We start from the raw sequence: 15553 nt of genomic DNA on the forward strand, positions 1-15553 counted from the left end.
GCGTCCCTGCGCGTCGACTGACATTTATCGGGTTGGAGCGCTGGATGGCGATGTTCAAACGCAGCACTACGTCTGCGAAAGGTTTTGATTGGTCCGGCCTGGGCTGGATGTTCCTGTTTTTCTGGTATTTCTCGGGTATTACCCAGCTCCTGATCCAACTGACCGGTACCTCCGGCTTCAGCGGTTTCCGCCAGGCCTTCTTCATGAGTGCCCTGTGGCTGGCGCCGATGCTGTTGTTCCCCCGTCGCGCGCGCCTGGTAGCGGCGGTGATTGGCGTGGTGTTGTGGGCCTGCTCCATGGCCAGCCTGGGTTATTTCTTCATCTACCAGCAGGAATTCTCTCAAAGCGTCATCTTCATCATGTTCGAGTCGAACATCTCTGAAGCCGGCGAGTACGCCACCCAATACTTCGCCTGGTGGATCGTGCTGGCGTTCATCGCCCACACCGCCATGGCCGTTTTCCTGTGGACCCGCGTGCGTCCGGTGTACCTGCCCCGTGGCCAGGCGCTGCTGGCGGCCACGGCCATCGTGATTGCCATCGTCGGTTACCCGCTGGTCAAGCAGATCGCCAAGAGCGAAACCATGGAACTGGCCATCGACCGCTTTGAAACCCGCATCGAGCCGGCCGTGCCGTGGCAGATGATCGTTGCGTACCGGCGCTACACCGAACAACTGGACAACATGCAAGGCATGCTCACCAGCGCCAGCAAGATTCCGCCCCTGACCAACCTCAAGGACAGCATGGCCGGCCAGCCGTCGACCCTGGTGCTGGTGATCGGCGAGTCCACCAACCGCCAGCGCATGAGCCTGTACGGCTACCCGCGCAACACCACGCCGGAACTGGACAAGCTGCGGGACCAACTGACGGTGTTCGACAACGTCATCACCCCGCGCCCCTACACCATCGAGGCGCTGCAGCAGGTGCTGACCTTCGCCGACGAAGAAAACCCGGACCTGTACCTCAAGACCCCGTCCATCGTCAGCACGATGAAGCAGGCCGGCTACAAGACCTTCTGGATCACCAACCAGCAGACCATGACCAAGCGCAACACCATGCTCACGACCTTCTCCGAACAGGCCGACGAGCAGGTGTACCTGAACAACAACCGCAACCAGAACGCCCGCCAGTACGACGGCGACGTGCTGGAGCCATTTGCCAAGGCCATGTCCGACACCGCCGAGCGCAAATTCATCGTGGTGCACCTGCTGGGCACCCACATGAGTTATCAGTACCGCTACCCGCCGACCTTCGACAAATTCACCGATCGCCAGGGCGTGCCCGACGCGATCAGCGACGCGCAGTTGCCGATCTACAACAGCTACGACAACGCCGTGCTGTACAACGATTTCGTGGTGTCGAGCCTGATCAAGGACTACGCCAAGACTGACCCGAACGGCTTCCTGCTGTACCTCTCCGACCACGGCGAAGACGTGTTTGACTCCGCCGGCCACAGCACCCTGGGCCGCAACGAAGGCAAGCCGACAGCGCCGATGTACACCATTCCGTTCATGGCCTATGCCTCGCCCAAGTGGCGTGAAAGCCATGACTGGAGTTTCGCCGGTGACGTGCAGCGGCCCTACAGCAGCTCGCAGTTGATCCATACCTGGGCCGATATGGCCGGGCTGAGCTTCGATGAACTGGACCACAGCAAGAGCCTGGTCAGTGACAGCTTCAAGCCGCGGCCGCTGTTGATTGGCGACCCGTATGCGCGCCAGCAGAAACCCCTGATCGATTTCAGCCTGCTCAAGCCGAAGAAAACCGACCCGGCCGACGTGGCGACCAAGTAACCCTTTCGCGCCAGGGCTTCAGCGTGCAATGCGCTGAAGCCTGCAACATACAGATAAGAATTATTCTCATCAAAACCTAAAGTATGCAATTCCCCGCCGTCTTTAAATCGCGTGATCAATTTAAAGACGACAAGGAATTCGCTGCAATGCCAGTGCCCATTACCCGCTCCATCACCTTGACCCTCGGGCTTTTCAGCGCTGTGCTGAGCCCGGACCTGCTGGCTGACGACCCCTACCCGGAAACCGAAGCGCCCGCCACGGCGCTGGAGTTGGCCAGTACCAACATCACGGCCGCCGGCCTCGGCTCCGACACCGAAGGCACGGGTTCCTACACCACGGGCGCGATGAGCACCGCCACACGCCTGAACCTGTCGATCAAGGAAACCCCGCAGTCCGTCTCGGTGATCACACGCCAGCAAATGGACGACTTCAAGCTGGGCACCTTGAGCGAAGTCATGAACCAGACCACCGGCGTTGTCGTGCAGCGAAACGATTCCGAACGCTTCAATTTCTATTCCCGCGGCTACGCCATCCAGAATTTCCAGATCGATGGAATGCTCAACACCTTCACCGGGCTGAAGTCCGACTCTGACACCATCATCTACGACCGCATCGAGGTGGTCCGCGGCGCGACGGGGCTGACCACCGGCGCCGGCGATCCCTCGGGCACCATCAACATGGTGCGTAAACGCCCTACCGCCGAATGGGCTGCCAAAATCGGCACCAGCGCCGGCAGCTATGACAACTACTACAGCTATGTCGATGTGGGTGGCCCACTGGCCTTCGACGGGCGCCTGCGTGGCCGCACCGTGCTGGCCTACCGTGACAGCCAATCCTTTCGCGACCGCTATGCCCTGGAGCGGAAAGTGGGCTACGGCATTCTCGAAGCCGACCTGACCGACAGTACGGTGCTGGCGGTGGGTTATGACTATCAGGACAAGCAGGTTCAGGGCGCAACCTGGGGCAGCGTGCCCTATTGGAACGCGCTGGGCGGCAAGGCCAACATGCCACGCTCCAACAACATCACCACGCCCTGGAGCAACTGGCCACTGACCGACCGCACCACCTTCGCGACCCTGGACCAGAAACTGGCCAATGATTGGCGCTTCAAGGCCGCCTACACCCACCGGGAAAGCGAGACCGACGGCAAGGTCTACTACGGTGGCGGTGGCTACCCGAACGCCGACCGCAGCGGGATCAGCGCCTACAGCAGCCATTTCGCCGGCAAAGACAAAATGGACGCGGTGGACTTCAACGTCGCGGGCCCCTATTCGCTATTCGGACGCGAGCATGAAGCCATGGCCGGCTACGGCCAGGCGCGCCACCGAGACTCTTCGCCCTACCTCATTGGCAAGGTGCCCGACGGCTACCTGCAAATCCCGGACTGGGCCGACACCGGCGGCATCCCCGAATTTGCCGATGAAACCACCCGCATGGACTCAAGCAACGGCAGCACCTACCAAAAAGCCGGCTACCTGGCGACACGCCTGAGCCTGAGCGACCACTGGCACGCCGTGCTGGGCAGCCGCTACGGCTCCTGGAAGTCCACCAGCTCCAACTATGACTACGAGGAGCGGCAGTTGGTGGACATCCGTCACAGTAGCCAGACCCAAAGCGATGTCTGGACGCCCTACGCCGGATTGCTCTACGACATCAATCAGGACTTCACGGCCTATGTCAGCTACACCGACATCTTCAAGCCGCAGACGCAAAAGGATGTAAGCGACCGGTACCTGGAGCCGATCGTGGGCAAGAGCTACGAGCTGGGCCTCAAGGGCAGCCTGCTGGACGATCGCCTGAGCCTGTCGAGCGCGGTGTTCTGGACGACCCAGGACAACGTGGCGGAAGTCGATGACTCGGTCCCCCTGGGGCCTCAGGGCGAGCAGTATTACAAGTCCGGCGGCAAGGGCAACAAGGTGCAGGGCTTCGAAGTGGAAGTGGCAGGCGAAGTGATGCCTGACTGGAATGTAAAAGCCGGTTACACCTACACCCATTCCGTGAACGGCGAAAAAGAACGCAACAACACCGCCCAGCCCCTCAACCTCCTGCGCACCTCCACGACGTATCGCTTGCCCGGCAGCTGGCGCGGGCTGACGGTCGGTGCCGGGGTCAACTGGCAGAGCGACATCTACCGCTACGCCAATCGCCCGGTGGGCCGTGACGCGAATGGCAGGCTCATCACCCAGAGCACGGCCATCCGTCAGGACGCGTATGCCCTGGTCAACCTGATGTCACGTTATGAGTTCGATAAGCACCTGTCGGCATCAGTGAACGTAAACAACTTGTTTGATACGAAGTATTACAACAACGTCGGCTTTTATAACGGTGTTTATTGGGGAGACCCGCGCACGGTCACGCTGGCGCTGGAGTGGAAGCTTTAAGCGCTCCCCCTGGTTAATCGAAAGTTAACGAAATCGTTAACTTTCGGTCAGCTCAAGGTTAACCCTTACTTAATATCATGGGCCCAAAGTCTCCCCATGCCGCCGCTGAACACAACGCGCGGAACCCAACACACTTAATGAGACACTGCCATGAAAATTTCGACTGTTATCCTTGCCGGCCTGATGACCATGACCTCTGTAGCTGCCTTCGCAGAAGGCGGTTCAGAGCGCTCGAAGGAGTTTTACAACAACTTCACCTTCGTCCAGGAACAAACCCACGGCGCCGCCCAGCAAACAGCGCTGGCTGACGGCAAGACTGTAAAGCCCGCCTCTGCCGAACAAACTACCGATGTGCAGCAGCCCAACAGCTGATAGTTTCCCGTAATACCCTGTGCTATTCCGCTCTGATAGCTAAGGTCAATTTGGCGCCACTTGCTGGCGCCTTTTTTTGCCTTTAATTAAATAAACATTAATTAAAGCGATTTATTCCAGAACAACATCCGGCCATGGGCGGGATCAAACACTGCGTCGTCAAAACCAAACTTGCGATACGCCGACTGCGCCACGGCGTTGCCTTCGAGTACCTCGAGGGTGATCTTGCAGCAGCCGCGCTGGCGGGCGATTTCCTCGACCTTCTGCAGCATTTTCTGACTCAGCCCCAAGCCACGGAATTTATCCATCACCACCACGTCGTGGACGTTGACCAGCGGGCGGCAGGCAAACGTGGAAAACCCTTCAAAGCAGTTCACCAGCCCGGCCGGCACACCGCCGACAAATGCCAGCACACTGAACGCGTGGGCACGCTTGGCCAACTCCGCTGGCAGTTGCTCCAGGCGGTCGGCCGGCAGGCTGTGGCCACCGCCCATGGGGTCTTCGGCGTAATGATTGAGCACCAGGCCAATGGCCTCGGCATGTACCGGGTTGGTGTAGCTGGCTTGCAGCACCAGGATTTCTGCGGTGTCCATGTCCTTCCTCGTTAACGGTGCAACAGGGACTCGGTCCCCATAAAAAGGATCGATTGTAAGCGTTGAGCGGGCATTAGCTGAAGGAGATTAACTACATTTGCCCGCGTGAAAGCGCGCCAGCCTCGCCGAATCGTGCCAACTGCATCTCCTGCAAGCGGCTCAGGGTGCGGCGAAAGGGAAACGCCAGGTAACCTTCGGTGTAGAGGCTTTCCAATGGCACCTTGGCCTCGATGTACAGCGGCACCTTGCGGTCGTAGCACTCGTCCACCAAGGCGATAAACCGTCGGACGCTGTCGTCATGCACCGAGAGTTCCGGCAACTCCCGATCACCGGCGTCCACCCGCAGGGCGGCGTCTTCAGTGCCACGGGCGATTCTTCCCGGGCGTTTTTGTGCGCTGAGGTTCGGCACATCCCCCAGCAAAATGGCCTTGAAGCGATCACACAGCAGCATGAAATCCATGGCCGCCAACGGCTGTTCGCACAGGTCGGCATAGCGGCACCACAACACCGTGTCGCTGGACTGCACCGCCACGATGCTGCGGTAGCCGACCGCAACAGGCCCGCTGCTCACCGCCTGCCCGTCGCTCAACTGGCGAAACACCTCAGCCAGCGCCTCGGGCTGGTCAACCCAGTAACGCTGCAGTGCGGTGCCGGGGTGCAGGCGATGATCTTCCCCGCCATCAACGGCCACCACGCGCATATGGCGTTTGATGGCCTCGATCCCCGGCAGGAATCGATCACGGTTGAAACCATCGGCGTACAGCTGATCGGGAGGTTGGTTGGACGTGCAGACCATCACCACGCCTTCCTCGAACATCACCTGGAACAGCCGGCCGAGAATGATCGCGTCACCGATGTCATTCACAAACAATTCATCAAAACACAGCACCCGCACTTCCCGGCTCAGTTCACGCGCGAGGGCCTGCAAGGGGTCGTGGGTACCGGTCAGCTGGAACGAGCGCTGATGCACCCACCCCATGAAGTGATGGAAATGCTGGCGCCGCGCGGGCACTCGCAGGCTCTGGTAGAACTGGTCCATCAGCCAGGTCTTGCCGCGCCCGACCGGGCCCCACAGGTACACCCCGGTGATGGGCCCGTGACCGTGGTGCAGCGCCTGATGGCAATCCTGCAGGGCTTGCACCGCTGCGCGCTGGGCGTCGTCGGGGACGAAACCCTGTTCGGTGACAGCGTACTGGTAGGCGGCGAGTGGCGAGTCGAAATTCATGCCCGGCAGTATGCCATGACGGCTACAGGGAAATATCCAGTCGGGAAATCTTGCCCTGTTCATTGAGGCGGAAGGTATAACGCAGCTCCAGCGGGCTGCCAGGGAAGCTACCGGTGATCAGGTTGCTCACCAGCACCTTGCCCGTGCGGTGTTGCACATTGAGTACCTGCACCTTGGGTTGATAACGGCGCCCGGTGTCTTCCATCCAGCGGGCGATGGCGGCGGTGCCGATCCGGTGCTCACCTTCGTCGAACACATTGGCATCCTCGGCAAAACAGTCGACCACCAGCGAGGTATCGCCGGCATTCGCGGCGGCGATGTACGTCGCGATCGCCGGGGCCAGTTCAGGGGTGGGTTGGGACATGGTGACCGCTCCTTGTTAGTGATTTATGGAGCCATGCTAAAGCAGCGTTGTGTCAGTTCTTGTCAGGAGTGAACGGCCCGGATTCGTTCTGTTCCATCAGCTTGCGCCAGGCGCGCAACCAGTCGCCGCGCCGCCCCGGATAACGCTCGCCTTGCAGGCGGGCCGCGGCCACACGGTCGGTGCGAAAGGTGCGATAGGCGCCGCGCAACTCGCACCACGCGACGATCACCCGCACTTCATTGAGAAAGCCCAGGGCCAGGGGCCAGATCAACCGCTGGCTGGCGGTCTGCCTCGCATCGGCGTAATCAATGTGCAGCTTGGCCTGGCCACGAATGGCCTCGCGGAACACATTCAACGGTACGCGGTTTTCCGGGTAGCCAAACCCCGGCGGGCCTGGCAACAAGGTGGGGTTGCGCAACGCTTCCTGGGCGGCCGGGTCCAGCACATCGGCAATTTTTGCCAGGGCATTGGCGGCCGCCCGGCTCAGCACGTCATCGCCCCGCTGATCGACATAGCGCAAGCCCAGCACGATGGCCTCGGTTTCGTCGGCATTAAGCATCAGCGGCGGCAGGAACAGGCCGGCACGCAGCACATAGCCCACACCCGCCTCGCCGAAAATCGGCGCACCCAGGGCGGTCAATTCAGCGATATCGCGGTACAGCGTGCGTTCGGATATCTCCAGTTCTGCCGCCAGAACGGCGGCCGTCACCGGGCGCTTTTTGCCCCGCAGGACTTGCAACAAGGTCAGCAGACGACTGGTACGCGACACGTTGATCACGCTCAAGCAAAGGAAGGTGGCGCAGCTTAGCAGAGGCCTCTGTCAGAAAGTGTCAGGAGCAGGCGCCCTTCCCTTCGCAGCCAAAAAAAGCCCCTTGACGAAATATATGACTCGCATCATATTTAATAGATGTTGCAAAACATTTAAACCAATCACAGCATCAGGAGTTCTCGTATGCGCAATAAAGTCTTTGGCCGTCGTAGCGGCCTGCGGGTTTCGGAACTGGCCTTGGGCACCGCCAATTTCGGTACAGGCTGGGGCCATGGCGCCGAGCGCGAAGAGTCCAAGCGGATCTACGACGGTTACCTGGAAGCCGGCGGTAATTTCCTCGATACCGCCAACGGCTACCAGTTCGGCCAATCGGAGGTGCTGCTCGGTGAGTTCATTGCGTCGGAACGGGATCACCTGGTGATCGCCAGCAAGTACACCCTGCGCACACAGCCCCAGGACGAAGGCACGATCAAACTCGGCAACAATCGCAAAAACATGGTGCGTGCCGTCGAGGAAAGCCTGAAACGCCTGAACACCGACCACATCGACCTGTTCTGGGCCCATATCAGCGACAACGTCACGCCCATGGAAGAAATCCTGCGGGGTTTTGATGACCTGGTGCGGGCCGGCAAGATCCACTATGCCGGCTTGTCCAACTTCCCTGCCTGGCGGATCGCCCGCGCCGACCTGCTCGCCGAAGTGCGTGGCTTTGCGCCCCTGGTCGCGATCCAGACCGAATACAGCCTGGCCGAACGTACCGCCGACCGTGAGCTGTTGCCCATGGCCGAAGCCCTGGGCCTGGCCGCCACGTTATGGTCGCCCCTGGGCGGTGGCTTCCTCACCGGCAAGTACCGCAACAGCCAGGACGATACCCGTGCCAGCAAGCTCGGCATTCTGGTTCACGCGGAAAAAAGTGCACGGGAAACGGCGGTGCTCGACACGTTACTGGCGGTGGCCGGCGAGCTGAATGCCACGCCGACCCACATCGCCATCGCCTGGCTGCGGGAAAAAGCCCGTCGTTCGACCACTGCGCTGATTCCGATTCTGGGACCGCGTACCCGTGAACAACTGGACGGCACCCTGGGCGCACTGAACGTGCAACTCTCGGCGGAACAAGTGACCCGCCTGGACACGGCCAGCGCGATACCGCTGGGCGTGCCCCACGAAATGATCGCCGAGCGCTTCCCGCGCTACACCGGTGATGACGCCCAAGACCTGCGCTGGCCGCCGGTTATCTAAGACCACCTGTGGCGAGGGGGCTTGTCCCCCGTTGGGCTGCGTAGCGGCCCCAAAAAAAGCGGGAGCGCTGCGCACTCCAACGGGGGACAAGCCCCCTCGCCACAGGACAAGCCCCCACACCACAGGACAAGCTCCCTCAACACAGGACAAGCCCCCCTCACCACAGGACAAGCCCCCACACCACAGGACAAGCCCCCTCGCCACGGAAGTGTGTTCGGCCCTAACTAAACCGCTCAGTTAAGCGAGGCTCTTGCTCACCACCTCAAACACATCACTGGACAGCTCGCCGGACGCGCGAATCCGCTCCAGCTCGCCTTTCATCAGCGCCTGCCGCGCGTCGTCGTATTTGCGCCAGCGGGTCAGTGGTGCCAACTGCCGCGACGCAATCTGCGGGTTGAAGCCGTTCAACTGGATCACCAAATCCGCCAGGAAGCGATAACCCGAACCATCCGCCGCATGGAAGTTGATCAGGTTCTGCCCGGCAAACGCGCCCACCAATGCCCGCACCTTGTTCGGGTTCTTGATGTTGAACGCCGGGTGCTGCATCAACGCCTTGACCCGTTCCAGCGCGCCCGGCAACCCACTGCCGGCCTGCACGCTGAACCATTGGTCCATGACCAGCGGGTTGTCCTTGAAGTTCTCGGCAAACACCGCCAGGGCCTTGGCCTTCTCTTCTTCGAACGGCGAGTTGACCAACACCGCCAGGGCCGTGAGGCGCTCGGTCATGTTGTCGCACGCATCGAACTGTTCAAGGGTTGCGGCCAGCACTTCAGGCTTGCCGCTGAGCATCAGGTACGACAGCGCAATGTTCTGCAAGGCGCGACGGGCAAAGTGTTCCGCCTCGGCCACGTACGGGGTTTTCTTCGACAGGTCGCGATTGGCCTGGTAACGCAGCCACAGCCCTTCGAACAGCTGATCGGCCAGTTGCTTGCGGGCAAATTCACGCGCGGTGTGGATGGCGTCGACGTCTGCGACTTCGCTGATTTCAGTCAGGTAGGCTTCGCTCGGCAGCGAGAGCATTTCGGCGACCATCGCCTGGTCCAGGCGCTCATCGCTCAATACACTGCGCAGCGCAGTGATCAGGCGTTGGTCCAGCGCCAATGCCAGGCCCTGCTGATGCTGGGCGATCAGCTCTTGCAACACCTGCACCGACAACTGCTGGCCGGCGTCCCAGCGATTGAAACCATCGCTGTCGTGCTGCATCAGGAACATCAGTTGGTCGCGGTTGTAGGGGAAGCTCAGCTTCACCGGCGCCGAGAAGCCACGCAGCAGCGAAGGCAGCGGGTGTTCGGCGATGTCGACAAAGGTGAAGGTCTGTTCGGCTTCAGTCACCGAGATCACCCGGGACGTGGCGCCAGCCATCGCTTCGCCGGCCAGGCGCAGGGCGATACCCGCGCCCTTCCCGTCCAGCAGGCCCAGTTCGACCGGAATCACGAACGGCAGCTTTTGCACTTTGTCCGGGGTTTCCGGGCAGCTTTGACGGAAGGTCAGGCTGTAGGTTTTTGCGGCTGCGTCGTAGGACTCGCTCACCGCCAGGCGTGGCGTGCCGGCTTGGCTGTACCAGCGCTTGAACTGGGTCAGGTCGGCGCCGTTAGCGTCTTCCATGGCCTTGATAAAGTCATCGCAGGTCACGGCCTGGCCGTCGTGGCGTTCGAAGTACAGGTCGCTGCCTTTGCGGAAGCCTTCGGCGCCGAGCAGGGTTTGGATCATGCGGACGACTTCCGAGCCCTTTTCGTACACGGTCAGGGTGTAGAAGTTGGAGATTTCGATAAAGCCGTCCGGACGTACCGCGTGAGCCATGGGACCGGCGTCTTCGGCGAACTGGTGCGTGCGCAGGTAGGCCACGTCCTGGATACGCTTGACCGTCGCCGAGTTCATGTCGGCAGAGAATTGCGAGTCACGGAACACGGTGAAGCCTTCCTTCAGCGACAGCTGGAACCAGTCGCGGCAGGTCACGCGGTTGCCCGACCAGTTGTGGAAGTATTCGTGGGCGACGATCGCCTCCACACGCTGGTGAGCGGCGTCGGTGGCGGTTTCGGCACGGGCCAGCACGGCGCTGGAGTTGAAGATGTTGAGGCCCTTGTTCTCCATGGCGCCCATGTTGAAGTCGTTGACCGCGACGATCATGAAAATGTCGAGGTCGTACTCACGGCCATAGACTTCTTCGTCCCAGCGCATGGACTTCTTCAGGCTGTTCATGGCGTGCTGGCACTTGTCGATGTTTTCCGGCTCAACATAGATGCGCAGCGCCACGGTGCGCTCGGTCATGGTGGTGAAGGTGTCTTCAACGCACCACAAATCACCGGCCACCAGTGCGAACAGGTAAGCCGGTTTCTTGAACGGGTCTTCCCAGGTCGCCCAGTGCCGGCCGTCTTCGCCGGGGCCGGACGCAATCGGGTTGCCATTGGACAGCAGCACCGGGTAGCTGTGTTGTTCGGCGATCACCGTGGTGGTGAAGACGCTCATCACGTCCGGGCGGTCGAGGTAATAGGTGATCTTGCGGAAGCCTTCGGCCTCGCACTGGGTGCAGAACATGCCGCCGGATTTGTACAGGCCTTCCAGGGCGGTGTTGGTTTCCGGGTGGATCTTCACCGTGGTGTCGAGGGTGAAGGTCGCGCTGGTGGGGTGCACGGTCAGGTGGCTGTCGCTCAACTGATAGTCCGCGTCGGTCAGTTCCTGATCGGCGAGGTTTACCGACACCAGCTCGAGCTGTTGCCCGTCCAGCACCAGCGGCGGCAAGCCGGCGCCGCGCTCGGGGTTGCGGCGCATCACCAGTTGCGCGTGGACCAGGCTGTGGTCCTCGAACAACTCGAAGGTCAGGTGCGTCTCGTCGATCAGGTAGTCCGGCGCCTGATAGTCCTTCAGGTAAATCATCTTCGGCTGTTCGGTGCGCATGTCTGTCGTCCTTCTACTGATGCACGGCGAGCTGGTAGGCCGTGTATTTACGAATGTTGATCACGCCGGTGTCGAAGATCAGGTATTGGCCCTTGATCCCCATCAGCGTGCCTTCGGCAATCGGGTTCTTGTCCAGGTTGAAGCTGACGATCTTGGTCGGGTACTGCTCGATCGGGTAACGGATTTCGATCGGTTCGATATCGGTCACCGGTTGGATGGCCTGCAGGCCAAAGCGTTCCTGCAAACCGAGCAAGCCTTCGGCACAGTTGGCGAACAGTTCGTCGCGCACCTGCGCAAGGTCGACGGCCTGGGCATCGCCCTTGAGCAGCGCACGCCAGTTGGTCTTGTCGGCCACCTGGCTGCGGAACAGGTCTTCGACGAAACCCGATTGCTGGCGTGTGGCAACGCGCATGATCGGCAGCGCCTGGCTGGCGCCCTGGTCCAGCCAGCGGGTTGGCAACTGGCTGGCGCGCGTGATACCGACCTTGATCCCCGACGAATTCGCCAGGTACACCACGTGGTCGGTCATGCAGAATTTTTCACCCCAGGCCGGATCGCGGCAGGTGCCGGCGTCGTAATGACAGCGCTCGGGGCTCATGATGCACAGATCGCACTGGGCCAGTTTGGTCATGCACGGGTAGCAGTAACCCTGGCTGAAACTGGTCTTGGTCTTGCGACCGCAATGGGTGCAATGAATCGCACCGAGGTATTCCAGGCGCACGGTGGTGCCGATCAACGGGTTGACCGGCACCTCGATATCGCCGAGGCGAAACGCGTATTGAACGGTCGGCTCACCCAACTGCGCCGACATTTTGCTGACTGCACCACGGCCAATCTCAATCAATGGATGGCATCCGACTTGAACAGGATGTTCGGCACCGGTGCCGACTTCGAGGCGCATTCCTGCGGGCCCATGTAGCCGGTGCGCTGGTCTTCCGGCAGGTTCTGCAGTTCCCAGGCGATCACCGCCTGCAACGACAGTTCACGCTGCTCGGCGGTGAGCTTGCGGCCATCGGACCATTTGCCGATTTCCACGGCGAGCTTGAGGCTCTCGTAGATGTCCGGGGTGATGTTTTCGATCATTTCGACAAAAGAGGACATAAGACTCTTCCTTAACTAAATAGGAGACATTTTGCGGCGGCTGTACAAGCCACCCAACAAGCCGGTCAGGCACCCGATCACCAGGCCGCCCACGTGGGCCGCGTTGGCGATTTCGCCGAAGCCGATCATCGAGACCAGGCCCGACAGGCACAGCACCAGCCACACCAGCATCATCACCAACACCCCGCGAGGCAGGCGATACACCGGATTGGGCGACAACAATTGATAGATCCAGCAATGCCCGAGCAAGCCGTACAGCACGCCGGACAACCCGCCAAACAGGCCGGGACCACCAAAATAATATTGAGCGTAGTTGGACACCAGGCTGAACAACAGCGTCAGGCCCAGCAGGTTGATACTGCCCTGGCGCAGCTCGATACGCCGCCCCAGCTCCCAGTACCACATGCCGTTCATGGCCAGGTGCAGGATGCCGAAGTGGATCAGCATCGGCGTGACCAACCGCCACCACTGTCCCGACGCCAGGCTGTCGGTCAATGGCGTAAAACGGATGTACTCACCGACCACGCTGAACGGCAGGAAGGTCAGCCAGCTCATCGCCTGCAGGTTATCCCCCAGCAGCGTGACCGCACCGACAATGATGCTCAGCAGCAGCACCAGCCCGGTGACCGGGCTGTGGCGCAACTGCTGGACAAACCCGGGGCGCCGGGCCGGCGGTGCCTGGTCCGGAATATCCAGTTGCTGGTCCGGGTCGCCGGCAGGAAAGCGCTGGTACAAGACCTTCACGTCTTCACTGATTGCATCGGGCACCCACAGCACCTGCTCCCCGGCTTCCTCGCTCACGCGATGGGGCACTTGCATGCGTTGCAGCAGCTTGACGAAACCACTCAAATCCACCGCCAGCGGCAAACGTAAAACAGCCACGGTACTCATGAAATAACCTCAGGGCGCTCGACGTCGACCCAAACAAATTTACGCGGGTCCAGGCGGGTTTCCTGATCCAGCCGGTAGGCCACCAGCTTGCCGTACAGCACCGCGCTGTAGTCCAGGCAGGCCAGGTTCGGGCGGATCGGTGCTGGTTTGCCGCTGCGCCAGTAGTGACCGACGAACAGCAACGGTTCGTCGACGCCATAGCGCAGCAGGGAATTTTTCTCGCTGGACGACAGTGGCGTGGCGGCCACCGGCTCCGGCAGCGCATCGGGCTGGAACACGATGTCGCCGTAGGTCTTCGGGTCGTCTTCCCAGAATTTGGTGCGGAAGAACGAACGCGTCAGGCCGTCGCCACCGGTCAGGGTCAGGCCGTCCGGCAGGCGCATGTCGGTGCCGCGCAGCAGGCGGTCGAAGGCGTTGCTGGCGAAACTGCCGGGCACGGCGGCGGCTTGCAGGAAGTGCTGGTCGATGCAGCCGTCCGGGAAATGCGCGCGCAGGGGTTCGATAAAGCCGTTGTCCCAGCACGCGTGCACCACGCGGAACCGCCCGGCATCGACAAACAGCGGCATTTCGTAGAACCAGCCGAGGAAGTCGTGCCAGTCCGCCGGGTGCTGTTCGAACTGGGTCAGGGTTTCCTGGATCAACCGCGCATGGCGTGGGGTGTGCTCGCGCACGAATTGCTTGCCGCTGCCCGGGGTGGCCGGCGTACTCCAGCCCAGCGCGTTGAACTCATGGTTCCCCATGATGCACAGCGCCTGGCCGGCCTCGGTCATGTCGTGGACGATGTGCAGCGCCTCGCGAATACGCGGCCCGCGGTCGATGATATCGCCGAGGAACACGGCCATTCGCGACGGGTGGCGCCAGGTGCCGCCCTGCTTGTGGTAACCCAATTGGTCGAGCAAGTGCTCAAGGGTATGAGCGCAACCGTGCACGTCACCAATCAGGTCGTAGCTACGCGCGGGATCGAGCATCAGTCGCCTCCACCCCCCAAGCGGCTGCCCCAGCCCAGCTTGGTCCGGCACACTTCGTAGTAGTTGTGGTCCAGCGGATGGATCAACCGCAGCTTCTGCGCCTTTTTGCTCACGGTGATGGTGTCACCGGGGGCGCAGGTGAAATGGTTCTGCCCGTCGCAGGAGACTTGCGGGTAGATCTGCATGTCTTTGGAGACCACGATTTTCAGCTCACTGTTGCCGTCGACCACAATCGGTCTGCTGGACAACATATGGGGGTACATCGGCACGATCACAATGGCATCCAGCTTGGGATGCATGATCGGCCCGCCGGCAGACAGCGCGTACGCGGTAGAGCCGGTCGGTGTGGCGACGATCAGGCCGTCGGCCTTCTGGCTGCAGACGAACTGGCCGTCGATGTACAGCTCGAACTCGATCATCCGCGTCGATTTGCCGGGGTGAAGCACCACGTCGTTGAGGGCGTCGCCCTGGCCGATGGCTTCACCGTGGCGGCGCACTTCAGCCTGCAGCAGGAAGCGGTTTTCCACCAGGTAGTGACCGTCCAGCACCTTGGCCACTTCGACTTCCAGCTCGTCGGGGCGAATATCGGTGAGGAACCCCAGGCTCCCGCGGTTGATCCCCAGCACCGGCACGTTATGCCGCGCCAGCGCACGGGCGGCGCCCAGCAGGCTGCCGTCGCCACCCACCACGATCACCATGTCGCAGACTTCACCGAGCATTTTGCGCGACGAGGTTTGCAGGCCGTGGCCCGGGAGGATTTCAGCGATGGTGTCTTCGAGGATCACATGCAGGTGGCGCTCGAGCAGAAACTTTTTCAGCCGGCGGACGGTGTCCAACACCTGGGTACTGCCCAGGCGACCGATAATGCCGATATTGCGAAATTGCTCCATGGGGCTCCTGCGGGGTTCGGGTTCTGCAAAAAAGAACGATTATGGGCGAAAGCCGGCGTTACACAAAATCCTTTGTCG

The 15553-nt window shown here is 61.2% G+C and carries 14 protein-coding genes; 4 read left to right on the forward strand and 10 right to left on the reverse strand.

Annotated features, from left to right (window positions below):
* Nucleotides 1–44 precede the first annotated feature (44 nt).
* From HX855_RS18720 to HX855_RS18730, 3 genes are all read left to right on the forward strand, one after another.
* Nucleotides 45–1787, forward strand: coding sequence for a phosphoethanolamine transferase CptA (locus tag HX855_RS18720; RefSeq protein WP_177088101.1), 1743 nt, complete (start codon nt 45–47; stop codon nt 1785–1787).
* A 146-nt stretch (nt 1788–1933) separates the two neighbouring features.
* Nucleotides 1934–4168, forward strand: a complete 2235-nt coding sequence (locus HX855_RS18725) for a TonB-dependent siderophore receptor (protein WP_177088103.1) — start codon at nt 1934–1936, stop codon at nt 4166–4168.
* 150 nt (nt 4169–4318) lie between these two features.
* On the forward strand, nt 4319–4540 hold the full coding sequence (locus HX855_RS18730; protein ID WP_177088105.1) for a hypothetical protein: 222 nt from the start codon (nt 4319–4321) through the stop codon (nt 4538–4540).
* A gap of 101 nt (nt 4541–4641) precedes the next feature.
* Here the strand turns inward: HX855_RS18730 and HX855_RS18735 are convergent, their stop codons facing one another.
* From HX855_RS18735 to HX855_RS18750, 4 genes are all read right to left on the reverse strand, one after another.
* Nucleotides 4642–5133 (reverse strand): GNAT family N-acetyltransferase, encoded by a 492-nt coding sequence (locus tag HX855_RS18735; RefSeq protein WP_177088107.1) that lies wholly within the window; start codon nt 5131–5133, stop codon nt 4642–4644.
* Between the two features lie 91 nt (nt 5134–5224).
* The gene (zapE, locus tag HX855_RS18740; RefSeq protein WP_177088109.1) at nt 5225–6358 is read right to left on the reverse strand and encodes a cell division protein ZapE; all 1134 of its coding nucleotides are present in this window, start codon (nt 6356–6358) and stop codon (nt 5225–5227) included.
* 22 nt (nt 6359–6380) lie between these two features.
* Nucleotides 6381–6722 carry a nuclear transport factor 2 family protein gene (locus HX855_RS18745; RefSeq protein WP_177088111.1) on the reverse strand — a complete coding sequence of 114 codons (342 nt, stop codon included), beginning with the start codon at nt 6720–6722 and terminating at the stop codon, nt 6381–6383.
* Nucleotides 6723–6774: 52 nt separating this feature from the next.
* Complete coding sequence (locus HX855_RS18750; RefSeq protein ID WP_177088113.1) at nt 6775–7491, reverse strand: YafY family protein; 717 nt, start codon at nt 7489–7491, stop codon at nt 6775–6777.
* Between the two features lie 183 nt (nt 7492–7674).
* On the opposite strand from HX855_RS18750, the gene HX855_RS18755 reads away from it, so the two are divergent.
* Nucleotides 7675–8730, forward strand: coding sequence for an aldo/keto reductase (locus tag HX855_RS18755; RefSeq protein ID WP_177088115.1), 1056 nt, complete (start codon nt 7675–7677; stop codon nt 8728–8730).
* Nucleotides 8731–8967: 237 nt separating this feature from the next.
* On the opposite strand, the gene pepN is transcribed toward HX855_RS18755, so the two are convergent.
* The 6 genes from pepN to HX855_RS18785 are packed head-to-tail and all read right to left on the reverse strand — an operon-like array spanning nt 8968 to nt 15475.
* A complete protein-coding gene (gene pepN / locus HX855_RS18760) occupies nt 8968–11625 on the reverse strand; it encodes an aminopeptidase N (protein WP_177088117.1) in 2658 nt (885 codons plus the stop codon).
* Between the two features lie 13 nt (nt 11626–11638).
* Nucleotides 11639–12469: a DUF2797 domain-containing protein gene (locus HX855_RS18765; RefSeq protein WP_177088511.1), complete on the reverse strand. Its 831-nt coding sequence runs from the start codon at nt 12467–12469 to the stop codon at nt 11639–11641.
* Nucleotides 12466–12726, reverse strand: a complete 261-nt coding sequence (locus HX855_RS18770) for a YeaC family protein (RefSeq protein WP_003217900.1) — start codon at nt 12724–12726, stop codon at nt 12466–12468. Before HX855_RS18770 ends, HX855_RS18765 begins: the two co-directional genes overlap by 4 nt.
* A gap of 15 nt (nt 12727–12741) precedes the next feature.
* The gene (locus tag HX855_RS18775; RefSeq protein ID WP_010172965.1) at nt 12742–13617 is read right to left on the reverse strand and encodes a rhomboid family intramembrane serine protease; all 876 of its coding nucleotides are present in this window, start codon (nt 13615–13617) and stop codon (nt 12742–12744) included.
* Complete coding sequence (locus HX855_RS18780) at nt 13614–14588, reverse strand: metallophosphoesterase (RefSeq protein WP_177088513.1); 975 nt, start codon at nt 14586–14588, stop codon at nt 13614–13616. The genes HX855_RS18775 and HX855_RS18780 overlap by 4 nt, the downstream gene beginning before the upstream one ends.
* Nucleotides 14585–15475, reverse strand: a complete 891-nt coding sequence (locus HX855_RS18785; RefSeq protein WP_003217892.1) for an NAD(+) kinase — start codon at nt 15473–15475, stop codon at nt 14585–14587. Before HX855_RS18785 ends, HX855_RS18780 begins: the two co-directional genes overlap by 4 nt.
* Between the last annotated feature and the right edge of the window lie 78 nt (nt 15476–15553).

This window comes from Pseudomonas sp. IPO3778 (genome assembly GCF_013386825.1).
Lineage (GTDB): Bacteria > Pseudomonadota > Gammaproteobacteria > Pseudomonadales > Pseudomonadaceae > Aquipseudomonas.